Genomic DNA, 25,377 nt, shown 5'->3' with positions numbered 1-25,377 from the left:
TCCCCCTATATGAAACTGCGCTCTTGTAAGTACTTCACAATTTGTTCTGCACATTCTTCAATAGAATACTTGTGCGTTTCTACAATTAATTCTGCTCGTTCTGGTTCCTCATACGGTGAATCAATGCCCGTAAACTGCTTAATATCACCTTGTCTCGCTTTTTTATAAAGTCCTTTCGGATCACGTTTCTCACATTCTTCAATCGGACACTTCACAAAGACTTCAATAAATTCATTTTCTACCAAAAGGTCTCTAACTTGTTTACGATCTACTCGATATGGTGAAATAAACGCTGTAAGGACAACTGTTCCTTCATCTACAAACAACTTCGCCACTTCACCAATACGCCTTATATTTTCCATACGTTCACTTTCAGAAAAACCTAAATCCTTATTTAAACCGTGACGAATGTTATCCCCATCTAATACATAGTTTCCGATATTGTTTTCAAATAGTTTCCGAGCCACCGCATTTGCTACTGTTGATTTACCCGAAGCTGATAAGCCTGTAAACCAAATTACAAAACTATGATGACCATTCTTCACTCTTCTCTCTTCCTTTGAAACAGACGCTGCATGCCAAGTAATATTTGTATCCATCTCGTTCTCTCCCTATTCTGTTACTGCTTCTTTCTTCAAACCTTTAATTAACACTTCCACTACTTCTTTACGGCTAAATGCACTTGGTGGAATCTCTCCATTTCGTAACATTTCTCTTACTTTCGTACCTGACAAAATAACATGGTCCGCTTTCTCGTGTGGGCACGTTTTTGTCGAAGCCATCGCCTCACATTTAACGCAATAAAAACTATGTTCAAAAAATAGCGGCGTAATTCCTAACTCTTCCACCGTAAAGTCAGTAAAGATTTCCTGCGCTTCATATGTTCCGTAATAATTTCCCACTCCAGCGTGATCCCGCCCTACAATAAAATGTGTACAGCCGAAATTTTTTCTTACAAGCGCATGAAATATCGCTTCACGTGGTCCTGCATAACGCATCGCTGCGGGAAATACCCCTAAAAAAACGCGATCTTTTGGATAATAATTTTGCAGTAATACTTCATAACTTTCCATCCTTACATCAGCTGGAATATCATCTGATTTCGTTTCACCAACGAGCGGGTTTAAAAAGAGACCATCTACAATTTCAAGTGCAGATTTTTGAATATATTCATGTGCACGATGTACAGGATTGCGTGTTTGGAAACCAACTACTGTTTTCCATCCCCGTTTTTTAAATTCTTCTCTTGTTTCGATTGGATCTAAATAATAAGAAGCAAACTGATTATTTTCAGAGCGTTGTATTAGAATAATAGCTCCTCCAACGTAAACGTTCGGTCGATCGTACAATTTTTTCACACCTGGATGAGCCTCATCCGTCGTTTTATACACGAGTAACGCTTCTTTTTCTTTATCCGGTACAAAAATATCTTCTATTTGAATAACACCATATACAGTTCCATCTTTAACCAGTTTTACTTCTTCTCCAATTTTCAATCTATCCGCTTCTTCTTCTGTTACTGGTAATGCAATCGGTATACTCCAAACACTACCGTTTACTAAGCGCAGTGTTTCTACAACTGAGTCATAATCTCTCTTCCCTAAAAATCCTGTAAGTGGACTATATCCCCCTATCGCCAGAAGTTCTAAATCACTAAGCGCAATTTTGTCTAGCTCAATTTCTTTTACAATATTCGATATGTCATATGTTTCATCAATACGGTTTACTAATTTATTTGTTGTACTCATCTTTTTATATCCCCTCTTAGCTTTATTTCAAGATTTATCTTATTGAAAATGAAGTCCGCATTCTGTCTTCATTTTCCCAGCCCATCTTCCATCTCTTGAGTCGCCACCATCTCCTACAGGCAATGTACATTTTTCACACCCAATACTTGGATAGCCAACATCATGTAGCGGATTATACGGCAAACTATGTTTGTATACATATCGCCAAACTTCTTTCCAAGTCCAATGAATGAGCGGACAAATTTTAATAGACCGAAAACGATGATCTTGATTCACAAATTTTGTATGCTTACGCGTTTCTGATTGTTCCCTTCTAAGGCCTGATATCCACGCTTTTTCGGCTGCTAATGATTTTTCTAGCGGCAAAATTTTTCTGATCTTACAACAGAGATTCGGATTACTTTCCCATAATTTTTCTCCATGAAGCTTCGCCTGTTCTTCAAGTGTAAGTGCTGGCTGTTTTTCTATAATATTTAATGAAGGAAATCTCTCTCGTACCTTTTTAATTAATTCGTACGTTTCTTGAAAGTGAACATTTGTATCTAAAAATACAACTTTAGCAGATGGATTTACTTGGTTTATAAGATGCAATAAAACCATCCCTTCCACTCCAAAGCTACATGCATATACAATTTCACCTTTATATTCTTTATAAGCCCAACTTAATACTGATAGCGCGCCTTTCGTTTCATCTTCTTCTGAAAATGAAATACCATTTTCTTCCCACGTTTCATACGTCAACATGTTTTTTCCCCCTGTAAAAGCAAAAAGACGGTTTTAATCTATAAAATAGATTAAAACCGCCTCTAGTTTTTCTAGTCAGCGCTTTTTACTTTAAACGGACCTTTTCACTTTTCTCTAATTGAATCACTTTTCCATCTTGCACCACAATTGTAATTGAACCATATTTCATATCAGCAAGCATCGTTTGAATTTTTTCGGACACTTCATCAAAATGTTCCCGTACGCTCACGCAAACAGCCCCCCTTTTTATTCATAAAAAAAAGCTTTCCCATTTCGAAAAGACTGTTCGGTAATATATTTTACCTTATCTTTCAAAATGGATTCCATTTTGCTGGATTTAGCACCTTGCTTTCTATAAGCAGGTTGCCGAGCTTCGTAGGGCCAGTTCCCTCAGCTTCTCTTGATAAGCTTTGTATTTGTATTTTATCATAATTCTGAATTTTTTCAATCCTAGTTTTCCGATATATTTTAATTATTTTATAAAAAAGGAATTGCCCATCCTGAACAACTCCTTTTTTCATATTTAAACAAGTTCTTTAATACGTATGCGATCGTTCCCAATAATATTTTCATATGTTTCACGTTCTACAACAATTTGTGATGTTCCGCCTTTTGCAAAGACTACAGCCGGTCTACGAATACGATTATAATTATTAGCCATCGAGTACCCATATGCCCCTGTACAAGAAATCGCTAGTAAATCAGAAGAAGCAACTTTAGGAAGATTAATATCCCAAATCAGCATATCTCCACTTTCACAACATTTCCCAGCAATCGAAACAAGTTCCTCATTTTCATCATTCCCTCGATTCGCCAACATCGCCTCATAACGTGCTCCATATAGAGCCGGCCTTAAATTATCTGTCATCCCACCATCGACTGAAACATATTTTCTTATGCCTGGAATCTCTTTCACCGCTCCGACTGTATAAATTGTTGTTCCCGCATCCCCTACAATACTACGCCCTGGCTCAATCCATATTTCAGGAAGCGGATATTCACATAATGTAAACTGCTCTCTCACCGTACTTGTTACAGCGTGCACATACGTTTCAAGTGTTAACGGTGTATCAGACTCCGTATAACGTATACCGAAACCTCCGCCGACATTTAATACTTTCACCACATAGTTTGTTCGCTCTCTCACTTCTTCTAAAAATTGACGTAGTACTTCAATTGCTCGAACAAAACCAGCCGTTTCGAATATTTGTGATCCGATGTGCGAGTGAATTCCTAGCACATTATAATTTGATTTTTGCAAAGCTAGCTCAATTGCTTGCATCGCTTGACCATTTGAAACACCAAATCCAAACTTCGAATCCTCTTGACCTGTTGTTATATATTCGTGTGTATGTGCCTCTACTCCAGGCGTTACACGGATTAATATGTTCACAAATTTCCCATGTTGCACTGCTAAATCATGTAAAATTTCTAATTCTAAGAAATTATCTACCACAAAACAACCAATATTTGCCTGAAGAGCCATAATCATTTCTTCTTCTGTTTTATTATTTCCGTGAAAATGAATGCGCGAAGCCGGAAATCCTGCTTGGAGTGCAGTATATAATTCTCCTCCAGAGACAACGTCTAAAGACATATTTTCTTCACGAGCTACTCGGCACATCTCCATGCACAAGAACGCCTTGCTAGCATATGCTACTTGATAAGAGAAACCACTTTCTTTAAAAGCACGATGAAACGCACGACATTTTCCTCGAATAGACTCTTCATCGTATACATAAAGTGGTGTTCCGTATTGTTTTGCTAGTTGCGTCGTATCGCACCCTCCAATTTCTAAGTGTCCTTGCCCATTGATTCGGCTTGTGCCGTGTAAATACATTTGAATTCCTCCCTTATTTCCTCTAAAACTCATAACCCCAATCTTCTATTCATTGCAGCACGTTTTTAGATAGACAAAAAACGCGCGGAACAATGTTCACACGCGTTTCTTATTAGGAAAAATATATATTGAAAAAATAAACAAGTTGTTATCTTCTCAAAATAAGAAACCGCATCAACATCTCCAAATAGCTCTCCATAAAATAAATATTATGACAGTACTACATTTATTCAATGCAGTCCCAATATATGAACAACGTGGTCATTCTTATATTTCGGCAATAGTCCCTTTCAACCTATGATCACAGATTCCACTAAATCTCCCATAGCTTACTCTTTCCTATCGCGGCCTCTACCTTTGAGAGTAGATGAGGTAAGTCTATTTAATTTTCAAACATCTAATTGTTGCTATTAACAATACCAAAGGACCATTTTATTTGTCAAACAATTTTTTATATTGTTTTTTTACAGTTTAATTTCGTATCATTTGGTAAGCGCTTTATAGAAATTTTTGTAACAGTCCATTCTCCTTCTTCATTGTTAAACGTCATACTTATCTTCTCAAACGGCGGAAGTACTTTTCCACCTATTCCTGATTCATATTTCGTTATTTCAATTACTGCTTGAAATAAATATGTACCGCTATAAAGTTTTTTTAGACTAATAATTTTGGGACAATCAAACGGTTTTAATTTTCCATATTGTTTCTCAATCGCTTCATTCATTTTTGGAAATAACACAGAATAAAGAGCATCTTCCATGAGCGGTGCATCATATTGTGCTACTGATACACTCGGTGAAACAAAAAGCATAAAACTAATGCATACTATAAAATATAATAATTTCCGCATCATAACCTCCGTATCATTACGCGATACTTTCCATGTTTAACGAATGATAATAATCATACATAGAAATTCCATTTTATTGTCTCCCACTTCGCTTTTTCTACTCAATTGTTGCAAAAAAAGCCCACAACTCTCCTTTATTTTCGTATAATGATACTCATAGTATAATAATCATAATAATAAAGGACTGTTCGTATATATATAGTGAGACGATTTTCAAACAAACTCACAGGAACTGTCATGCTTTTAAGAGAGGAGTATATTATGCTACAACATCTGTTTCCAAAATTACGATTTGCACTCGTTGCAGTCGTTTTATTATGGATTAAAACATATATTGTGTACAAGCTAGCATTTGATATTAAAATTGATAATTTCTTTGAAGAATTTATGCTTTTTATTAATCCACTAGCTTCATTACTTTTATTTTTCGGTTTAGCTTTACTTGCATCTAAGTACCGAAACCGAATTATTATTGGAATTAGTTTTATACTGTCATTTATTTTATTTGGAAATGCAATGTTTTACGGGTTCTATAACGATTTTGTTACTTTTCCTGTTTTATTCCAAACAAATAATATGGCTGACTTAGGAACGAGCATTAAAGAGCTCTTTACGTACAAGACATTACTTTTATTTGCAGATGCAATTATTTTAATGTTTATTTCACGTAAATTCCCATCATTTTGTGACAGGACGCCACTTTCTCGTTCTGAGAAACGGACTTTCTTTAGTGGTGTAACAGCGCTATTGGCACTGCAAATTACTGTTTCAGTTATTTATAAACCACAAATGTTCTCACGCTCATTTGATCGTCAAACTGTCGTGAAAAACTTAGGTTTATACACATATCATCTATTCGATATTACACTTCAATCTAAATCTTCGGCCGAACGTGTATTTGCAAGTGGCGACGGATTCTCCGAAATTAAAAATTATACTGACGCAAAAGATAAGCAAGTCGATAAAAACTTATTTGGAGCTGCAAAAGGTAAAAATGTAATTTTAATTTCAATGGAGTCTACACAAAGTTTTGTTATTAATAAAAAAATAAATGGAAAAGAGATTACTCCATTTTTAAATCAGTTTATAAAAGATAGTTTTTACTTCGATAACTTCTATCATCAAACAGGACAAGGTAAAACTTCCGATGCTGAATTTATCGTTGAAAACTCACTTTATCCGTTAGACCGTGGTTCTGTATTCTTTACTCATGCAACAAATGAATATACTGCCACACCCGAACAGTTAAAGAAATACGGATATTCTTCCGCTGTCTTCCATTCAAACGATAAAACATTTTGGAATCGTGATGTAATGTATCCTGCACTTGGATATGATCGTTATTTTAATTTAAATGATTACGTAGGCACTGAACAAATGTCTGTCGGTTGGGGATTAAAAGATAAAGAGTTCTTTGAACAATCTATTCCCAAGTTAAAATCTTTACCGCAACCGTTCTATACGAAATTTATTACTTTAACAAACCATTTTCCATTTCTTCTAAATCCAGAAGATCAATATGTTGATGAGTTTAATTCGGAAAGCGGTGTTCTAAACCGCTATTTCCCAACGGTTCGCTACACGGATGAAGCTCTCAAATTATTCATTAACCAATTAAAAGAAGAAGGACTATACGACAATTCCGTTATTGTCATTTATGGGGATCACTATGGCATTTCCGAAAACCATAATGCAGCTATGGCTCAGTTCCTTGGGAAAGACGCTATTACACCATTTGATTCTATGCAATTACAGCGCGTCCCCCTCATTATTCATGTACCGGGTCAAGAAGGAAAAGTTATCTCTAAAGTATCAGGACAAATTGATATTAAACCAACGCTGCTTCATTTACTTGGTATTAAAACGAATCAATCAGTTGAATTTGGAACTGACTTATTTATAAAAGAAAAAGATCCACTTATGGTAATGCGAGATGGTAGTTTTGTAACAGAGGATTATGTGTATACAAAAAATATGTGCTACAAAAGAAGCTCAGGTGAAGAGGCAGATGTAGCACTGTGTCAGCCGTATATTGAAAAAGCAAAAACAGATTTAAAACTCTCTGACAAACTGATTTATGGAGATTTATTACGATTCGATCCTAACAATCGATTTAAAACTGGAACGATGACAACGAAATTTGAATAATGCAGGAAGCAACTTTGTGAAAAGTTGCTTCTTTTTTACTTACACTTCAAATCTTTCACAAATTGGGAATTTCTTTCGTATGAGAAAGAAATTTATGGTATGATAAAATAAGTAAACTTTCGTACACTAATTAAGAATTTATAACAGAAAGCAAGGGATCAGATTTTGTATAGAGCAGCTATTCCAAACTTATTTACGCTCGGAAATTTATATAGCGGATTCTTGTCAATCGGCTATGCATCTTTAGGATATTATAAATCAGCTGCTATTTTAGTACTTATCGGGATGATGTTAGATAGTCTTGATGGTCGTGTTGCTCGTTTATTACGCGTTGATTCACAAATGGGAAAAGAGCTTGATTCACTCGCAGATGTTGTAACATTTGGCGCAGCACCTGCTGTTTTAATGTATTACACATCTTTTTCCAACTACGGAATCATTGGACTATACATAGCGGGATTATTCCCACTGTTCGGAGCATATCGCTTAGCACGATTTAATGTAACACCATCTTCTACTTCTATGAAATATTTCACTGGAGTTCCGATTACTGCAGCAGGAGGGCTTGTCGCTTTCCTAACATTATTTTCAAATACCATTCCAAAAATCGTTCTTATTACAGTATTTGTAACGTTCGCATTTTTAATGGTGAGCCGAATTCGCATCCCAAGTTTAAAAGATGTACCAATTCCACGATATAGCATAATTATTACACTATTTTTAGTTGGAAGTATTATCACAATGTACCAAACAGGTTTTGGTAATTTTTCTGTTTTCTTATTCATTGCCATTCCACTATATATTTTGTATATGCTATCTCAATTCCTTAGACAAAGACCTTCTAAAAAAGCAAATAAAGAAAAATAAAAGAAACCTTCCGAAATTGGAAGGTTTCTTTTTATTTTGTAACCAATACTTTTTGATTTACAGGTGTTACAGGTTCTTCACCGTTTAATACAGCTAAAATATTTCTTACTGCCATTTCAGCCATCGCATCACGCGTTTCAAACGTTGCATTCCCTACGTGAGGCGCAAGTACCACATTCTTTAATCCTTTTAGCTCTTCTGTAATTTTCGGTTCAAATTCAAATACATCAAGAGCTGCACCTTCAATTTCATTCGTTTTTAGTGCATGAGCAAGTGCAAATTCATGCATAATTGGTCCACGTGAAGCATTTATAATATATGCTGTTTTCTTCATCATTTTAAACTGTTCTTCATCAATCATATGATGTAATTTCGGATTATAAGCACAGTTAATTGTAATAAAGTCCGCTGTTTGTAATAATTCTTCCAATGTTACATATGTTGCTCCCAGTTCACTTTCAGCTTCAGGCTTACGATTTGGCCCTGTATATAAAATATCCATTCCAAATGCTTTCGCACGCTTTGCAACTGCCTTCCCTATTTCTCCAAGGCCAATAATTCCAATTGTCTTACCGTGCACTTCGCGGCCCAAGAAAAATAATGGTGCCCAGCCGTTAAATCCAGTTGTACGACATAACGTATCCCCTTCAGGAATTCTACGTGCCGCTGCTAAAAGAAGTGCAAATGTTAATTCTGCTGTCGCTTCAGTTGATACTTTCGGTGTATTCGATACTGCAATTCCTTTTTCTCCTGCATACGTAAAATCAATATTGTCGTAACCAGCACCGTAGTTTGCAACAATCTTTAAATTAGGTGCTGCATCAATAACTTCTTTCGGCACCTTTGTAGAAAGTAAACTTAACAATGCATCTTTATCTTTTACACGCTCTGTTAATTCATCTAAAGAAATTAACTCCTCTTTATCGTACATTTCTACATCATGATCTTTTAATAGTTCTAATCCGATTTCTGGAATTTTCCCTGCAACTAATATTTTCGCCACTACTAACACCTCTTCTATACAAAATAAGATATCTCTTATATTTCATTGTAAGAAATCCACATGTAAAAACCAAGGAATTTGATTATAGTTTTGAAAATCGACACTTTTTTACCCATAAGAAAAGAGGAGATTCATCTCTCCCCTCTTCTTACGCTTTCTCTTGTGATTCTTGCCCAAGCTTTGCATCGATTGTTCCTTCTGCAACTGTATCACTAATTTGTTCCTCGATAACTGAGTTAGCTGTATTATTCGTTTCAGAAGTATAAGCTTGATCTGCCGCTTGTACGTTTTGTTTATTTTGTTGTTTCGCCATTTTCCACCCTCCTTTTCATTCTTTCTTATTTTGAACAAAAAGGGTCGTTTTCATCAAAAAATCGTGTTTTATTTTGAAATTGTTACTTCTTCTTCAAGCAATCTCATCGTTCTTACTCGTTTCGTAAATGTAGCTATGTGAGAAATATCATGATTGCGTAATGTCTTTATATTCTCTTCCACATACTTTCCTAAATCATTCGGATAATGAGCATCTGAGGATAGAGTAATCGGAACTCCATACTTAGCTAATACTTGCAAATAAAGCGGACTTGGACACATTTCGCGCACAGGATAGCGATAGTACAATCCCGCATTTATTTCTGTTGCGGTATTTGTTTCCACTAACGCACACGCAATTTCCTTATAATAAGAAAGCTGTTCATTCTCATCTAATCGGTAATTAAATACTTTTATGTTATCAAGATGAGCTATTATATCAAAGAGCTCAGAACGAACAGCACTTTCAACTGTAGCGAAAAACGTATGATATAAAGTATGTAACTCATGCGTATCAAAATACTCTTTCGTATCTGGATTATCAAATCCCCATCCATCTATAAAATGGACCGAACCGATTACATAATCAAAGTCTCCTAGTGCTAGCAAACCTTTTAACTCTTGTTCCCCGCCGATAAAATAATCTGCTTCAATTCCAAGCTTAAGCGTTATCCCCCGTTTACTCCATCGCTCTTTTGCATCTTCAATCGCCTTTGTAAATTCAGAAATAGACGTTACTCTTACTTGATCTAACCATTCCTTCTGTAAACGACCCAGCTTTGAATGACTAATATCTACATATTTCTCATAATATCCTTGCGCCTCGCGAAAACGATATAAATGATCAACAATACCAACTTCTTTTATACCTTTTCGTAAAGCTTCTTCTAAATATAAATCAATCCATTTTGCTGTAAACGGCCCTTCCTTCACACGTTTTTGCAAACGCTCTTGCGTTTTTATAAGCCACTCCATAGAATATTTTTCTTCTTTAAGCGGTTCATAATATTGTAGTGCTTCATTTATTTTAGCAAGCCAACCTATTGAATACGGTCCTTCTTCTAAATGAATATGATAGTCCACTTTCATACATATCCCCCCTATAATGTATCTATTTCTCTTCTGTCCCCTACTCTCGAAAGCTTTCCGTTTCGTTCTTTCACTTCCTTCATAACATCTTCTAATGATATATTTTTTTCGGCTAATAAAACAAAACAGTGATAAAATACATCAACCATTTCTTTCACTAGTTCTTCTTTATCATTATTTTTAGACGCGATAATTACTTCTGTGCACTCCTCACCAATTTTCTTTAAAATTTTATCTTCACCTTTTGAAAATAAATAATTCGTATATGATTCAGAAAGTGGATTTTTCTTTCGTTCTTCAATTGTTTCAAATAGTAACTTAAGAATATCTTCCATATGTATCCCCCTATATAATTTTATAGTGAAAACACGTTTTTTCTCCCGTATGGCAAGCAGGCCCTACTTGCTTTACGACAACAACGATTGAATCTTGATCACAGTCTAAATAAAGTGATTGCACATATTGGATATTTCCCGATGTACCTCCTTTATTCCATAACGATTGTCTCGAACGGGAATAAAACCATGTTCTTTTCGTTTCCAGCGTCTTGTCATACGCTTCTTCATTCATATAAGCTAACATTAAAACTTCTTTCGTATCTTCCTCGATAACAACAGCTGGTATCAACCCTTTTGCAAAGTTAGGTTTCATAACCGCACCTCAACATTTGCTTCTCTTAATTTTCGCTTTACATCCTGTACAGTCGCTTCACCATAATGAAAGATTGATGCTGCTAATGCTGCATCAACTGTTGTCTTTTGAAATACTTCTATAATGTGATCCACATGACCACATCCACCTGATGCGATTACTGGGACAGAGACGCTGTTTGAAATTGCTTCTGTTAAACGAATATCATATCCGTTTTTCGTTCCATCTGCATCCATACTCGTCAACAAAATCTCTCCTGCTCCGAGCTCAACAACGCGCTTCGCCCATTCGATTGCATCCATCCCTGTATTAAGTCTTCCGCCATTTACGTATACATTCCATTTATCTTCTGCTACTTTTCTAGCATCAATTGCTACGACAATACATTGTGAGCCAAAATGTTCTGCACCTTCCTGGATTAACTTCGGATTTCTCACTGCCGCTGAGTTTATTGAGACTTTATCCGCTCCAGCTCTTAGTAAATTGTACATTCCTCTCACATTTGAAATCCCCCCGCCAACTGTGAGAGGAATGAATACTTTTGAAGCAGTTTTTTCTACAACATCTATAATCGTTTTTCGCCCTTCATGCGTCGCAGTAATATCTAAAAATACGATTTCATCTGCTCCCGCATCATTATATAATGCGGCTATTTCAACAGGATCACCGACGTCTTGTAACCCTATAAAATTTACACCCTTTACGACCCGCCCTGCTTTTACATCTAGACATGGAATAATTCGTTTCGCTAACATAGCTTTGTTACCCGTAACACTTCTTCTAAATCAATCATTTTCTCGTAAAGTGCCTTTCCAATTATGACGCCATATATATTCATATCATTTAATCTTTTCACATCTTGAATAGATGCGACACCTCCAGATGCAATTACACGAATGCCCACACTTTTTTGTAGTAACTCTAATTGCTCAAAATTTGGTCCTGCAAGCGTCCCATCTTTTGAAATGTCCGTAAACACAATCGTTTGAACACCTAAGCTTTCCATTTGCTTCGCTAAATCGATGTACGAAATTTCAGACACATCTAACCAGCCCCTTGTTGCTACGAAACCATTTTTCGCATCAATTCCAACTATGATTTTCTCCTTATATAGACGAACCGCTTCTTCTAAAAATGATTTATCGTAAAGGGCAGCCGTTCCTAATATCACTTTTTCTACACCTACTGACAACAACTTCTCCACTGCCGCGAGTGACCGAACTCCTCCTCCAACTTGCACCGGAATACGTACCGCCTTGCATATTTTTTCAATGACAGGTAAATTTACTGACTTCCCAGCAATTGCTCCATCTAAATCAACAACGTGTAGTATTTTCGCTCCAATTTTTTCAAATACTGTTGCTTGTGCGACTGGGTCTTCATTCATCACCGTTTCTTTACTAAACTCTCCTTGATACAGCCTTACGCATCGCCCTTCTTTTACATCGATAGCTGGGAAGATTTCCATGCTTCTACCACTCCTTTGAAATTTTTTAACATTTGCATTCCAATTTCACCACTTTTTTCAGGATGAAACTGTGTGCCAAATATATTTCCTTTTGCTACAAAACCAGGTACTTGCACTCCATACTCACTTGCCCCATACACAATTTCATTTGGACAATCTGCATAATAAGAGTGGACATAATATACGAAAGAACCGTCCTCTACTCCATTCCAAAGCGGTATTTCTCCATCTTTCTTCAACTCATTCCACCCAATATGTGGAATTTTATAAGGAACTTTTAACTTTCTAATGACACCTGGCAATAAATTTAATCCGTTACAGTCTTGTAGTTCCTCACTTTTTTCAAATAAAAGCTGCATTCCTAAGCAAATACCTAGAAGTGGTTTTCCTGAACTTCCAACTTCTTTTAGCACACATACTAAATCTTTTTCTTCTAAAATGTCCATCGCCTTCGGAAATGCACCTACTCCCGGTAAAATAACGCCATCACTTCTCAATATTTCTTCTTTGTCATCCGTTACGATGTACTCTGCTCTAATATATTTTAATGCTTGTTCCACACTGCGAATATTCCCCATTCCATAATCTATAATAGTAATCAATTACAACATCCCTTTCGTTGAATTTACACCAGTAATGTTGGCATTTTTATCGACTGCCTCTCTAAGCGCTCGACCAAATGCTTTAAATAGAGCTTCAATTTTGTGATGTGTATTGCTTCCGTATAAAATGCGAGCATGTAACGTAATATTTGCAGCATGGGCAACTGCTCTAAAAAATTCTTCCGTTAATTCTGTGTCAAAATCTCCAAGCTTCGGATTTGTTAATTCACCTTGAAATACAATATATGAGCGCCCGCTTATATCAATCGCGACAAATCCTAAAGATTCATCCATCGGTACATACGCTGAGCCATAACGATTAATCCCTTCTTTATTTTGCAATGCTTCTTTCAAGCAAGTTCCGAGTACAATTCCAACATCTTCAACCGTATGATGCGCATCAACGAATACATCACCTTCAGCTTCAACTTGCAAACCGAATCTTCCATGCCTAGCAAATAAAGTTAGCATATGATCAAAAAAACCAACTCCCGTTTGCACAGAAACATTCGTACTTTCATCGAGCTGCAAACTTAATTTAATCTTTGTTTCAGTCGTCTCACGTACTTGACTAGATTGGCGCATTATTCTTCCTCCTTAAACCTAATTTGGATCGCTCTTGCGTGTGCATGTAAACCTTCTTTATTTGCAAGTTCTACAATATGATGCTGTACACTTCTTAACGCTTCTTCCGTATAAGAAACGAAGCTTGATTTTTTCACAAAATCATCGACGGATAACGGAGAGAAAAACCTTGCTGTTCCACTTGTCGGTAATACGTGATTCGGCCCCGCCAAATAATCTCCAAGCGGTTCAGGTGCATATGGCCCAAGAAAAATTGATCCAGCATGCTTTACATAAGCTAGAGCATTCATTGGCTCTTTTATGTGTAACTCTAAATGTTCTGGAGCGATTTCATTTGATAAATGAAACGCCTCTTCTAAAGAAGGGACAATAAAAATTGCTCCATTTCTTTTTATTGACTCACGAGCTATTTCACTTCTTGGTAACGTCTCTAGCTGTCTTTCTATTTCTCTTTCTACTTCTTTAGCAAGCTGTACATTCGTTGTAATACAAATAGCAGTCGCTCTTTCATCATGCTCTGCTTGTGATAATAAATCAGCAGCAATATATTCGGCATTTCCTGTTTCATCTGCGATAACTACAATTTCTGATGGTCCAGCAATCATATCGATATTGACTATCCCATATACTTCTCGCTTCGCTAGAGCAACATATAAATTTCCAGGTCCAACTATTTTATCTACTTTAGGAATCGATTCCGTTCCATATGCTAGAGCAGCAATTGCTTGAGCACCACCGGCCATATAAATTTCATCTACACCTGCAAGACTTGCAGCAGCTAAAATATGCGGATCAATTCCTCCTTGCCTCGGCGGTGTTACCATTACAATTTTTTTCACTCCTGCGAGTTTTGCTGGCAATACATTCATTAATACTGATGAAGGATACGAAGCTGTCCCGCCCGGCACATATACACCTACATTTTCTAACGGCCGAATGAGCTGTCCTCTAATTACCCCTTCACTCACGCAATCGAACATAGATTGTCTTGTTTGCTTTTCGTGATACGAGACAATGTTTTTCTTTGCCTCTTCTAACGCTTCTAAAAAAGCTTGTTCTACAAACTTACTTGCTTGTTTTATTTCTTCTGCACTTACACGAAAATCTTTTATCTCTACACCATCAAACTTTTTTGTATAGAACGATACAGCTTTATCTTTACTCTCCCTTACGTTTTGAACAATTTCGCTTACACTTCTTTGAACAGTTTCTTCTATTAAATTAGCGCTTTCTCGTAGCAATTTTATTTTCGATAAAGCCTCTTGGAAATCTTCACAAACTATCTCCATTTAAAGTCCCCCTATTTTCCTGACAAAATTTCTTGTTCCATCATATTTATAATACCGAATATTTCGTCTTTTTTAGTTTTCAATGCAGCCTTATTCACAATCATTCGAGCTGATATAGAGCACATTTCCTCAAATACAATTAACCCGTTTTCTTGTAATGTTTTTCCTGTTTCAACAATATCCACAATTGCATCTGCCAACCCTAGAAGTGGAGCAATCTCTACAGATCCTTCTATTTTAATAATTTCTACATCCTCCCCTTTATCATGAAAATATGTAGAAGTAATGTGCGGATATTTCGTAGCAATTCGTTTTTTTCGATAACTCTTCGGATTATACGTAGGAATAGAAGCGACACAAAATTTACACACGCCTACTCCTAAATCCACCATCTCATATATATCTTTCTCACATTCCATTAATATATCTTTTCCAACGACTCCAATATCAGCTACACCATGTTCTACATAAGTAGCAACATCTACCGCTTTCACTAAAATAAATGAAATATTTGTGTTTTTACTTTTAAACACAAGTTTTCTTCCTTTATCTTTGAGCTCCGAACAATCAATTCCAATTTTCTCAAACAGTGGAATAACATGCTTTTCTAATCTTCCTTTCGTTAACGCAATTTGAATGTTACGCATGAAGCCTCCCCTTCTTTCTGGATGATCCATTTCTCTCTCCATACATATTCCACTAGTGAATCACTCTTCGTCTCAACGACTGTCATTATTTTATTCTTTTTTGCGAATTGAAAAGTATCGTTTAAATTAGAGAACAAAGATAGCTCTACTTTTTTCCCGTCCTTTTGAAGTAAATTTCGTAATCTTTCCGCTTCTGCTAATCTATTTAACTCATAATGAATCATAATATCTATTCTCTTTCGTTTATATGGTTCTTGTTGCTCTTGAAGTGCCTTAACTATTTGATTTACTTGCACCGCGAGTCCAACAGCTGGCATCATTTCTCCAAAATTTCCAATTAACTCATCGTATCTTCCGCCACTAATAATTTCTTCTCCAATTTCATATATATACCCTTTGAAAATAACTCCTGTATAATAATCCAAATGTTGAACCATACCTAAATCAATTGATATGTAAGGGCCATATCCTAACTTTTCAATTGTTTCATATATTTCTTTCACTCTTGCAATGGCCATTTTCATTTCATTACTTGAGGCGAGTTTTTCTGCTTCCTCAATAACATCTAAACTCCCGAATAACCTTGGTAGTTTCTCAAGTAATTTTACTGTTTCATCACACCGATCTAATTTTTTTTCTTCGATAAAATTTGAGAGACCGGCATAATTTTTACTCTCAATATATGTTCTAAGTAACTTCTCTTCTTCATCATGAATGGAGAGTTTTTTTACAATACATTTATATAACTGCACTTGCCCAATCTCAATTGTAAAAGATTGTACCTTCAATTTTTGAAGTGCTTGAATTACGCTTATGACACACTCAATTTCCGCTCTTACATTATCAATCCCGATAATTTCAATACCACTTTGTACCATTTCATTATATTTTCCAGAAAGCGACTCATTTGCCCGAAATACATTTCCACTATATGTCACTTTAAGAGGAGTGTCCCATCTCTGCGTTCCTATTACTCTGGCTAAAGGAATTGTCATATCTGGGCGTAAAACGATAATCCGCCCTTTTTCATCAAAAAATTTATACATCTTTTCTTCATCTATTGGCCTATTTTGAAATGCAAAAACATCGTAAAATTCAATTGTAGGTGTCCTTATTTCTTCATAACCTCTGCCTAAAAAGGTCCGTCTTAATTTTTGTTCCACTTCTTCAATTAACGTACATTCTTCGAATAAGTAATCCCTCGTTCCATTCGGATTTGCACGCTTCCACTTTGCCATCTCATTTCACACACCTTTCCCTCTCTAATGTATGCTCATTCCATTCACCTAAACCGAAAATAAAAAGAGCCTTGTAGAAAAAATACCTACAAGGCTCTTTAGTAGAGTGTAGGTACAACGGGAATAACCCTTGTTCCTACACGTTTTCACGTTAGGTTCAAGGGTTTCATGTATGATGATGTAGTTGTGTAAGCATTTTAATAGATTGCACGATATTCATAATACTTACTCCCTTTCTCCTCTGATTTTCACATAGTATATAACAGTTAATTCTGAATGTAAACAGATTTTTTAATATTCCGTTATTTCTTAATATAAGGCTATCTCTCTTTCATACTCTCCAATTTCTCGTTCGTATTGCATCGTAATGCTAATTTCATCTAGACCATTTAATAATTTTTCTTTCCACATTTTTTCGATTGTAAAATGAAACCTATGCGTATTCGTTGTAATTACCTCATTCTCTAAATCTACTTCTATTTGTTCTCTCGCATCCGTTTTAGCAAGTTGTTCACGCATTTCTTTATCCATTACAATCGGTAACATACCATTTTTCATGCAATTCATATAAAAAATATCTGCAAATCCCCCGGCGATAATAACGCGAAAACCATAATCAGCAAGCGCCCACGGAGCATGTTCTCTTGAAGAACCGCACCCAAAATTATCACCCGTAATTAATATACTTGCTCCTTTTCGTTCTTGCGCATTAAGAGGGAAATTAGGATTTTCATGGCGCTCATTATCGTAACGCCACTCATCAAATAAATATTTTCCAAATCCCGTTCTTTCAATTCTCTTTAAATATTGCTTCGGAATAATTTGATCTGTATCAATGTTATCATTCATAAGTACTGCGGCAGTACCTTTATGAATACGAAATGGCTCCATCATAATTCTCCTTTCTAATATCAACAAAATGACCATATAACGCAGCTGCTGCTGCCATAGCTGGGCTTACTAAATGTGTTCGTGCTCCTTTCCCTTGCCTTCCTTCAAAATTACGATTTGAAGTAGATGCACAATGCTCCCCTTCAGGCACTTGATCCGGATTCATTCCAAGACACATTGAACATCCAGGCTCTCTCCATTCAAATCCCGCTTCTTCAAATATGTGATGTAATCCTTTTTGCATCGCTGCTTCTCTTATCCTTTTAGAACCAGGCACAACGAGGGCTCGCACACCGTCTTTCACTTTTTTCCCTTTTACAACAGATGCTGCAATTTCCAAATCAGATAATCGAGAATTTGTACAAGACCCAATGAAGACATGCTGAACTGGAATTTCAAAAGTACTTTGTCCAGGACTCAATCCCATATACGAATATGCTCTTTCATCATTTTCATCATGTTTTTCTGGTAATTTTTCATCAATTCGAACACCCATACTAGGATTTGTTCCCCAAGTGACATACGGTGCTAAATCCGTAACATTTACCGAAATATGTAAATCATAAATTGCATCTGAATCTGTATAAAGCTGCGACCATTTTCCCGTAAACATTTCATAGTCTTTCGGTGCATATTCACGCCCTTTTACATAAGAAAATGTTTTCTCATCTGGTGCAATGATGCCAGCTTTCGCTCCCCCTTCAATTGCCATATTGCAAAGCGTCATCCTCTCTTCCATTTCCATAGCATGAATCGTCTCACCGTAAAATTCCATTACATATCCAGTTCCAACTGCTACACCGTACTTTGAAAGGAGATGCAAAATAATATCCTTTGCATAAACGCCTTTTGGTAACTTTCCTTTTAATTCAATTCCCATCGCTTTCGGCTTTCGTTGCCACAACGTTTGCGTTGCTAATACATGTTCTACTTCACTCGTACCAATACCAAATGCTAACGCTCCGAAAGCACCGTGGGTTGCTGTATGACTATCACCACAAACAATCGTTTTCCCTGGCTGCGTGAGTCCAAGTTCTGGTCCTATAACGTGAACGATTCCTTGCTCTTCATCACCAATATCAGCTAATGAAACCTGAAATTGTTTACAGTTCTCACGAAGTGTATCCAATTGCTGCTTCGCAATACGATCGGTAATATTCCAAACATCTATCGTTGGAATATTATGATCCATCGTTGCAAACGTTAATTCCGGTCTTCGAACAGTTCGATTTGCAAGCCGCAAGCCTTCAAAGGCTTGCGGTGACGTTACTTCATGAACGAGATGAAGATCGATATATAATAAATCCAATCCATTTTCATTCGTTACAACTACATGTCTTTCCCAAAGCTTATCTAGTAATCTTTTTCCCATTATCGTCCTCTCCCTACTAGCGCTTGCTCTTCCATTTCTTGAATAACCGCTTTCGTAAATGAAATTGTCGTCTCATCTCCCCCAATATCAGCTGTACATTTTCCAGATTTAAGAACTGCAGATATCGCGGATTCAATTGCATACCCTTCTCTCGTTAATCCAAATGATTGTCCGAGCATCATCGCAACTGAACGCATCATCGCAATTGGATTCGCTTTATTTTTCCCTGCAATATCTGGTGCTGATCCGTGAATAGGTTCATATAAAGACGGCCCATTTTCCGCATGACTCGCTGATGGAAGCATTCCTAATGAACCTGCCAATACAGAGGCCTCGTCACTTAAAATGTCACCAAATAAATTTTCGGTTACAATTACATCAAAACGTCCTGGATTCCGAATTAACTCCATAGCAGCTGCATCTACTAAAATGTGCTCTAATTCAACATCAGGATAACGAAGAGCTACTTCTTCCGTAACAGCTCTCCACAGTTTACTAGATTCTAAAACATTCGCTTTATCAATAGACGTTACTTTTTTCTCTCTCTTACTCGCTAATTGAAAAGCATACGACACGATACGTTCAATTTCATGACGATGGTACGTAAGTGTATCAGTTGCCGATTCTTCCGTTCTTTCTTTTGGATAAGAGAAATAAATACCACCTGTTAGTTCACGAACGACAACGAAGTCAATTTCATCTGCGTTTTTTAATGGCGATAAATGTGCAGTTGCGCTTTCTACTGTTACAGGGCGAACATTTGCAAATACACCAAGTCCTTTTCTTAAAGCTAATAATCCTTTCTCTGGCCTTTCTTTCGCATCATCCCACCGAGGTCCACCAACCGCTCCAAGTAAAACCGCATCACTCGCTAAACAAGCGGCAAGTGTTCGCTGTGGTAATGGTTGCCCAGTTAAATCGATAGCAGCTCCGCCAAAGTACTCATCTTGTAAATGAAAATGATGTCCATATAACCTCTCTACCATATGCAATACTTCCTTCGCGCTTTCCATAACTTCCGGACCAACACCATCACCCGCTAAACAAACGATACGTTTTTCCAATTTAAACACTCCTTTTTTATCTGAATTTTCAGAAATATATTTTGATAAGTAAGGGACGAGTCCCTCACTTATCAAACAGTTACTTCACAAGAGTAATAAAAGATTTTAATTTTCCCGCCGCATGAACGTACGCTCTCGCCGATGCTTCTAATACGTCTTGCGCAACACCAAAACCTGATACTTGATGAGTTCCTTCTTTTAATTCAACATGAACATGTGCAAGTGCATCTTGACCTTGCGTTATAGATTGTATGCGATAATCCGCTAAGTCACATTCTAATCCTAAAATTCTTTGAATTGCATTATAGATTGCTTCAATACTTCCAGAACCAGTTGCTGCATCTTCGTACATATTCCCTTCCTCATCTTTTAGTACAACCGTTGCACACTGTGTACTATTTGATACGAAGTGTACTTGCAATTGCGTAATGCTATATTGTTGTGCCGAAAATGCTGCTTCACCAAGCATAAGCGCACGTAAATCTTCTTCTGTAATTTCCTTTTTTCGATCAGCTAATTTTTTAAATGCTGCAAACACCGCATCTCGTTCTTCGTTTGTAAATTCGTAGCCTAATTCTTTCATTTTTTCCGTAAATGCGTGACGTCCAGAATGTTTTCCAAGTACAAATAGATTTTGAGATTCACCTATAAGCGCCGGTTCAATAATTTCATATGTCGTCACTTCTTTTAAAACACCATCTTGATGAATACCTGATTCATGAGCGAACGCATTTGCTCCAACAATCGCTTTATTTTTCGGTACAACCATACCTGTTAAACGACTTACTAATGTACTTGTCGCTTTAATTTCTTTTAACGTCATAGAGGACTCTGCTTCATAGAAATCTTTTCTAATATGGAGAGCAACTGCGACTTCTTCTAAGGCTGCATTTCCTGCTCTTTCTCCAATTCCATTAATCGTTCCTTCTACTTGTAACGCTCCGCCTTCAACTGCAGCTAACGAGTTCGCTACTGCCATCCCAAGATCATCGTGACAATGACAAGAGAAAATTGCTTTTTCATACGAAGGAACGGATTCTTTTAAGTATTTAAAAAGAGAATAATATTCTTCTGGATTCGTATATCCAACTGTATCAGGAATATTGATTACATTCGCTCCTGCACGAATCGCTACTTCTACTGCTTCAGCTAAAAATGCTCTCGATGTTCTTGTCGCATCTTCTGCTGAAAATTGCACTGTTGGAAATAATGATTTTCCAAGTGTAACCGAGCGATGAATACTATCTAATACATCTTCTTTCGACATACACAGCTTATATTTCATATGAATATCACTCGTAGCTAAAAATACGTGTAATCGAGGAGAGACAGCACCTTTCACTGCGTCATATGCTCTTCGAATATCGCTTTCCTTTGCTCTAGCTAAACTCATAACAGTAGCATTTTGAATGGTATTTGCGATACGTTTTACCGATTGAAAATCACCTTCAGAAGCCGCTGCGAATCCAGCTTCCATTACATTAATACCAAGTCTCTCTAGTTGCCTCGCAATTTGTAATTTCTCTTGTTCATTTAAATTAACTCCTGGTGATTGTTCGCCATCACGAAGCGTCGTATCCATGAACAAAATCTGCTTCATATTATTTAATCCCTACCTTTACTCGCGGCTGTACAAAAGGCATCATTTCACGTAATTTACGTCCAACTACTTCGATTTCATGTTCATTTTCTTTCTCATTTGTCGCCTGGAAATTTGGTCTTCCTGCTTTATGCTCTGCAATCCAGCCTCTTGCAAATGTACCATCTTGAATTTCTGCCAATACTTCCCCCATCGCTTTCTTTGTATCTTCAGTAACAACACGTGGACCTGATACGAAGTCACCCCACTGCGCTGTATCTGAAACTGAGTATCTCATATTTTCAAGTCCGCCTTCATACATAAGGTCAACAATTAATTTCAGTTCATGTAAACATTCAAAATATGCAAGTTCAGGTTGATAGCCAGCATCAACTAGCGTTTCAAATCCCGCTTTTACAAGTGCAGTCACTCCGCCGCAAAGTACAGCTTGCTCTCCGAATAAATCTGTTTCTGTTTCTTCTTTAAACGTTGTTTCTAATACACCTGCTCTCGTCGCCCCAATTCCATCTGCATATGAAAGTGCCTTTTCAGTCGCAACTCCTGTTGCATCTTGATATACTGCAAATAATGCAGGAACAGCTCCCCCTTCTGCAAACGTACGACGTACTAGATGTCCTGGACCTTTCGGTGCTACTAGAAATACGTCTACATTAGCTGGCGGTTTTACTTGATCAAAGTGAACATTAAAGCCATGTGCGAACACAAGAGAATTACCTGCCTGTAAGTTTGGTGCAATTTCAGCTTCATATACTTCTGGCTGTAATTCATCAGGTAGTAGAATCATTACTACATCCGCTTTTTCTGCTGCTTCCGCTACTGTATATACAGAAAATCCGTCTTCTTTCGCCTTATCCCATGACTTCCCTTTCCTCAGTCCAACTACTACATCAAATCCGTTATCACGTAAGTTTTGTGCATGCGCATGGCCTTGCGATCCATATCCGATGATTGCTACTTTCTTTTCCTTTAATACATTTACCGTTACGTCTTTTTCATAATAAACTTTCGCCATTTTCATTTCCCCCTATTTTTTAAATAATTATTGAATTAACATAACTTGTTTATCTTGTTTTTTCATACTACGTGTAAATGCTGTTACACCTGTTCTAGCAATTTCTTTCAAACCGTATGGACGAAGTAATTCAATTAACGCTTCTACTTTCTCCTGAGTACCTGTTACTTGCACCACTATGGAATCCTTCCCAACATCTATTACAGTGGCTCGAAATGGTTCAATTAAACTATATAATTCTGCTCTTGCTACAGACGTTGCTACTTTAATAAGTGCAAGTTCTCTAGCGATCATCGCTTCTTCTGTAATATCTGATACTTTCAGTACGTCGATTTGCTTATGAAGTTGTTTAATTAACTGCTCAACTTGCTGTTCATTTTCAACGTGTACAACAATCGTCATTCTCGAAATATCCGATGATTCCGTATGACCTACTGAAATACTTTCAATATTAAAATGTCTACGTGTCATAACACCTGTAATTCGATTTAACACACCGCTTTGATTTCGAACTGTCGCTGTTACAATTCTCTTCACCTTTTCTCCACCCCCTTCATTTGGTGAACCCCTTTCCCTGGTGCAACCATCGGCATAACCTTTTCAGATTGAAGTACGCGGCAATCAATTACGACTGGCTCTCTTAATTCAATTGCATACTGTAATTGTTGCTTTGCAAGAAGTGGGTCTTCAATACGAACACCTTTTATGCCATATGCATTGGCAAGTGCGACAAAATCTGGTTGGCATGAAAGTAAGGAGTGCGAATATCGCCTATTATAAAATTCCTCTTGCCATTGTCTTACCATCCCTAAAGCTTCATTATTTAAAATAAAAACTTTAACCGGTAAAGAATGCTCTTTCAACACACTAAGTTCTTGCAAGGTCATTTGAAATCCAGCATCACCGACAATTGCAATAACTAGTTCTTCAGGCTTTGCGATTTGTGCACCTATTGCTGCTGGAAACCCGAAGCCCATTGTTCCCAATCCCCCAGAAGTTACCCATCTATCTGGGTTTTTCAATGGATAATATTGAGCTGCCCACATTTGATGTTGCCCAACATCTGTTGTTACAATCGCTTCTCCTTTCGTAATTTCGTATAGCATATCAATTGCATATTGAGGTTTAATACGTTCTGCATGTTCTTTGTAAGAAAGAGGATATTTTTCTTTTCTACTATTCAATAACGAAAGCCAATCATTGTAATCTACTTCCCCTTCTTTAAAAGTGAGTATAGCTTCTAATGCTTGCTTCGCGCTCGCAACAATAGGGATTTCAGTCGGCACATTTTTCCCAATTTCCGCTGGATCAATATCTATATGTGCGACAATCGCTTCTTTAGCAAAATAAGCTAAATTCCCAGTAAGACGATCATCAAATCTTGCACCTATATTAATAAGTAAGTCACATTCATATAACGCCATATTTGCGGTGTATGAACCGTGCATTCCTCCCATCCCTAGAAATAGTTCATCATCTGGCGGAAACCCGCCAAGACCAAGTAATGTATGAACAACTGGAATATGATATTTGCGAGCAAAGCTTGTTAATTCTTTCGATGCTTTCGCATGCAATACACCTGCTCCAGCTAAAATTAATGGCTTTTTTGAGACCTCAATCGCTTGTAATAATTTGTTTATTTGTAGTAGATTCGGTTCATAATTAGGCTGGTATCCTGGTAAATCCATTTGTACGTCGCTACATCTCTCGCCTTGCTCTACTACCATATCTTTCGGAAGATCAATTACGACTGGGCCCGGTCTTCCTGTTCTAGCGATATGAAATGCTTCTTTAATAATTCGGGGTAAATCCGATGCTTTTCGCACTTGATAATTATGTTTTGTCACCGGCATCGTAAGCCCCATAATATCTGCTTCTTGGAAAGCATCACTTCCGATTAACGTTGTTGCTACTTGCCCTGTAAATACAACAAGCGGTAATGAATCAATCATCGCGTCAGCTAAACCAGTAATAACATTTGTAGCACCCGGTCCACTTGTTGCAATTACCACTCCTGGATTCCCTGTAATTCTTGCATATCCTTCAGCAGCATGAATTGCACCTTGCTCATGCCTCGTTAAAATATGCGGGATTTCACAATCATAAAGCGCATCATATAGAGGTAAAACCGCACCACCTGGATACCCGAAAATCACTTCTACTTCTTCCTTTTCTAGCGCTTCTAACAATAGCTGTGCACCAGTTGCCAGTTTCTCTTCCGTTTTTGAAGACATTTTTCTTATAAGCCCCCTTTTTTAAACCATTTATAAAATAAAAAAATCCTACGTCCACACTCCAGCTATGTGCTGAAGGGACGAAAGATTTCGCGGTACCACCCTTCTTTGCAAGATTACTCT

Annotated in this window: 27 protein-coding genes, 2 riboswitches and 1 other annotated feature (1 of these 30 only partly in view); of the genes, 2 read left to right on the top strand and 25 right to left on the bottom strand. The window is 37.0% G+C overall.

All coding sequences use genetic code 11. From position 1 onward, the window contains the following. Window positions 1-5: 5 nt before the first annotated feature. From cysC to NSQ47_RS02015, 6 genes are all read right to left on the bottom strand, one after another. Entirely contained in the window at window positions 6-599 is a 594-nt protein-coding gene (gene cysC, locus NSQ47_RS02040) for an adenylyl-sulfate kinase (RefSeq protein WP_341035960.1), read from the bottom strand. 12 nt (window positions 600-611) lie between these two features. Then, complete coding sequence (sat, locus tag NSQ47_RS02035; protein WP_002158655.1) at window positions 612-1,748, bottom strand: sulfate adenylyltransferase; 1,137 nt, start codon at window positions 1,746-1,748, stop codon at window positions 612-614. A 39-nt stretch (window positions 1,749-1,787) separates the two neighbouring features. Then, window positions 1,788-2,492 carry a phosphoadenylyl-sulfate reductase gene (locus tag NSQ47_RS02030; protein WP_002158656.1) on the bottom strand — a complete coding sequence of 235 codons (705 nt, stop codon included), beginning with the start codon at window positions 2,490-2,492 and terminating at the stop codon, window positions 1,788-1,790. An 85-nt stretch (window positions 2,493-2,577) separates the two neighbouring features. Then, on the bottom strand, window positions 2,578-2,721 hold the full coding sequence (locus NSQ47_RS02025) for a YezD family protein (RefSeq protein WP_002149491.1): 144 nt from the start codon (window positions 2,719-2,721) through the stop codon (window positions 2,578-2,580). A gap of 72 nt (window positions 2,722-2,793) precedes the next feature. Further along, a riboswitch (SAM riboswitch) is annotated at window positions 2,794-2,902 on the bottom strand. 113 nt (window positions 2,903-3,015) lie between these two features. Continuing rightward, a complete protein-coding gene (gene lysA / locus NSQ47_RS02020; RefSeq protein WP_002158657.1) occupies window positions 3,016-4,332 on the bottom strand; it encodes a diaminopimelate decarboxylase in 1,317 nt (438 codons plus the stop codon). Window positions 4,333-4,512: 180 nt separating this feature from the next. Further along, a riboswitch (Lysine riboswitch) is annotated at window positions 4,513-4,694 on the bottom strand. An 89-nt stretch (window positions 4,695-4,783) separates the two neighbouring features. After that, window positions 4,784-5,182 carry a DUF3888 domain-containing protein gene (locus tag NSQ47_RS02015; RefSeq protein ID WP_002158658.1) on the bottom strand — a complete coding sequence of 133 codons (399 nt, stop codon included), beginning with the start codon at window positions 5,180-5,182 and terminating at the stop codon, window positions 4,784-4,786. A gap of 261 nt (window positions 5,183-5,443) precedes the next feature. Between NSQ47_RS02015 and NSQ47_RS02010 the strand changes: the two genes are divergently transcribed. Continuing rightward, on the top strand, window positions 5,444-7,330 hold the full coding sequence (locus NSQ47_RS02010) for an LTA synthase family protein (protein ID WP_078179583.1): 1,887 nt from the start codon (window positions 5,444-5,446) through the stop codon (window positions 7,328-7,330). A gap of 165 nt (window positions 7,331-7,495) precedes the next feature. Next, the gene (gene pssA, locus NSQ47_RS02005) at window positions 7,496-8,197 is read left to right on the top strand and encodes a CDP-diacylglycerol--serine O-phosphatidyltransferase (RefSeq protein WP_002158661.1); all 702 of its coding nucleotides are present in this window, start codon (window positions 7,496-7,498) and stop codon (window positions 8,195-8,197) included. 31 nt (window positions 8,198-8,228) lie between these two features. Here pssA and NSQ47_RS02000 read toward each other — a convergent pair whose 3' ends face one another. The 19 genes from NSQ47_RS02000 to ilvB all read right to left on the bottom strand — a co-directional run bounded on the left by NSQ47_RS02000 (window position 8,229) and on the right by ilvB (window position 25,254). Then, window positions 8,229-9,200 carry an NAD(P)-dependent oxidoreductase gene (locus NSQ47_RS02000; protein ID WP_002201194.1) on the bottom strand — a complete coding sequence of 324 codons (972 nt, stop codon included), beginning with the start codon at window positions 9,198-9,200 and terminating at the stop codon, window positions 8,229-8,231. Between the two features lie 148 nt (window positions 9,201-9,348). After that, entirely contained in the window at window positions 9,349-9,513 is a 165-nt protein-coding gene (locus tag NSQ47_RS01995) for a YozQ family protein (protein ID WP_002158663.1), read from the bottom strand. A 68-nt stretch (window positions 9,514-9,581) separates the two neighbouring features. Continuing rightward, entirely contained in the window at window positions 9,582-10,601 is a 1,020-nt protein-coding gene (locus NSQ47_RS01990) for a histidinol phosphate phosphatase domain-containing protein (RefSeq protein ID WP_341035958.1), read from the bottom strand. A gap of 11 nt (window positions 10,602-10,612) precedes the next feature. Next, window positions 10,613-10,936 (bottom strand): phosphoribosyl-ATP diphosphatase, encoded by a 324-nt coding sequence (gene hisE / locus NSQ47_RS01985; protein WP_002158665.1) that lies wholly within the window; start codon window positions 10,934-10,936, stop codon window positions 10,613-10,615. A 10-nt stretch (window positions 10,937-10,946) separates the two neighbouring features. Next, window positions 10,947-11,252, bottom strand: coding sequence for a phosphoribosyl-AMP cyclohydrolase (gene hisI / locus NSQ47_RS01980; protein ID WP_002158666.1), 306 nt, complete (start codon window positions 11,250-11,252; stop codon window positions 10,947-10,949). Next, complete coding sequence (gene hisF / locus NSQ47_RS01975) at window positions 11,249-12,007, bottom strand: imidazole glycerol phosphate synthase subunit HisF (protein WP_341035957.1); 759 nt, start codon at window positions 12,005-12,007, stop codon at window positions 11,249-11,251. Before hisF ends, hisI begins: the two co-directional genes overlap by 4 nt. Beyond that, window positions 12,001-12,720 carry a 1-(5-phosphoribosyl)-5-[(5-phosphoribosylamino)methylideneamino]imidazole-4-carboxamide isomerase gene (gene hisA, locus NSQ47_RS01970; protein WP_341035956.1) on the bottom strand — a complete coding sequence of 240 codons (720 nt, stop codon included), beginning with the start codon at window positions 12,718-12,720 and terminating at the stop codon, window positions 12,001-12,003. The genes hisF and hisA overlap by 7 nt, the downstream gene beginning before the upstream one ends. Continuing rightward, window positions 12,693-13,322 carry an imidazole glycerol phosphate synthase subunit HisH gene (gene hisH / locus NSQ47_RS01965; RefSeq protein WP_078179578.1) on the bottom strand — a complete coding sequence of 210 codons (630 nt, stop codon included), beginning with the start codon at window positions 13,320-13,322 and terminating at the stop codon, window positions 12,693-12,695. The genes hisA and hisH overlap by 28 nt, the downstream gene beginning before the upstream one ends. Further along, window positions 13,323-13,907 (bottom strand): imidazoleglycerol-phosphate dehydratase HisB, encoded by a 585-nt coding sequence (gene hisB, locus NSQ47_RS01960; RefSeq protein WP_002158670.1) that lies wholly within the window; start codon window positions 13,905-13,907, stop codon window positions 13,323-13,325. After that, complete coding sequence (gene hisD / locus NSQ47_RS01955) at window positions 13,907-15,196, bottom strand: histidinol dehydrogenase (RefSeq protein ID WP_215581090.1); 1,290 nt, start codon at window positions 15,194-15,196, stop codon at window positions 13,907-13,909. The genes hisB and hisD overlap by 1 nt, the downstream gene beginning before the upstream one ends. 11 nt (window positions 15,197-15,207) lie before the next feature. Continuing rightward, window positions 15,208-15,843, bottom strand: coding sequence for an ATP phosphoribosyltransferase (gene hisG / locus NSQ47_RS01950; protein WP_002202661.1), 636 nt, complete (start codon window positions 15,841-15,843; stop codon window positions 15,208-15,210). Beyond that, window positions 15,819-17,081: an ATP phosphoribosyltransferase regulatory subunit gene (locus NSQ47_RS01945; protein WP_341035955.1), complete on the bottom strand. Its 1,263-nt coding sequence runs from the start codon at window positions 17,079-17,081 to the stop codon at window positions 15,819-15,821. Before NSQ47_RS01945 ends, hisG begins: the two co-directional genes overlap by 25 nt. A gap of 309 nt (window positions 17,082-17,390) precedes the next feature. Then, on the bottom strand, window positions 17,391-17,972 hold the full coding sequence (gene leuD, locus NSQ47_RS01940) for a 3-isopropylmalate dehydratase small subunit (RefSeq protein ID WP_002158674.1): 582 nt from the start codon (window positions 17,970-17,972) through the stop codon (window positions 17,391-17,393). Next, entirely contained in the window at window positions 17,950-19,344 is a 1,395-nt protein-coding gene (gene leuC, locus NSQ47_RS01935) for a 3-isopropylmalate dehydratase large subunit (RefSeq protein ID WP_131229871.1), read from the bottom strand. Before leuC ends, leuD begins: the two co-directional genes overlap by 23 nt. Further along, window positions 19,344-20,408, bottom strand: a complete 1,065-nt coding sequence (gene leuB / locus NSQ47_RS01930) for a 3-isopropylmalate dehydrogenase (protein WP_341035953.1) — start codon at window positions 20,406-20,408, stop codon at window positions 19,344-19,346. The genes leuC and leuB overlap by 1 nt, the downstream gene beginning before the upstream one ends. A 79-nt stretch (window positions 20,409-20,487) precedes the next feature. Further along, window positions 20,488-22,008, bottom strand: coding sequence for a 2-isopropylmalate synthase (gene leuA, locus NSQ47_RS01925; protein WP_002158677.1), 1,521 nt, complete (start codon window positions 22,006-22,008; stop codon window positions 20,488-20,490). A 1-nt stretch (window position 22,009) separates the two neighbouring features. Then, the gene (gene ilvC / locus NSQ47_RS01920) at window positions 22,010-23,020 is read right to left on the bottom strand and encodes a ketol-acid reductoisomerase (protein ID WP_002158678.1); all 1,011 of its coding nucleotides are present in this window, start codon (window positions 23,018-23,020) and stop codon (window positions 22,010-22,012) included. A gap of 27 nt (window positions 23,021-23,047) precedes the next feature. Next, window positions 23,048-23,557, bottom strand: a complete 510-nt coding sequence (ilvN, locus tag NSQ47_RS01915; RefSeq protein WP_000822949.1) for an acetolactate synthase small subunit — start codon at window positions 23,555-23,557, stop codon at window positions 23,048-23,050. Then, window positions 23,554-25,254, bottom strand: coding sequence for an acetolactate synthase large subunit (ilvB, locus tag NSQ47_RS01910; protein WP_341035952.1), 1,701 nt, complete (start codon window positions 25,252-25,254; stop codon window positions 23,554-23,556). Before ilvB ends, ilvN begins: the two co-directional genes overlap by 4 nt. A gap of 73 nt (window positions 25,255-25,327) precedes the next feature. Then, window positions 25,328-25,377: a binding site (T-box leader), on the bottom strand (it continues 179 nt past the right edge of the window).

This window comes from Bacillus sp. FSL R10-2780 (assembly GCF_038006125.1).
In the GTDB taxonomy this organism is placed as follows: Bacteria; Bacillota; Bacilli; order Bacillales; family Bacillaceae_G; genus Bacillus_A; species Bacillus_A cereus_U.
Note: the sequence above shows the minus strand (reverse complement) of the source record. Positions and strands in the feature narration are given on the sequence as shown.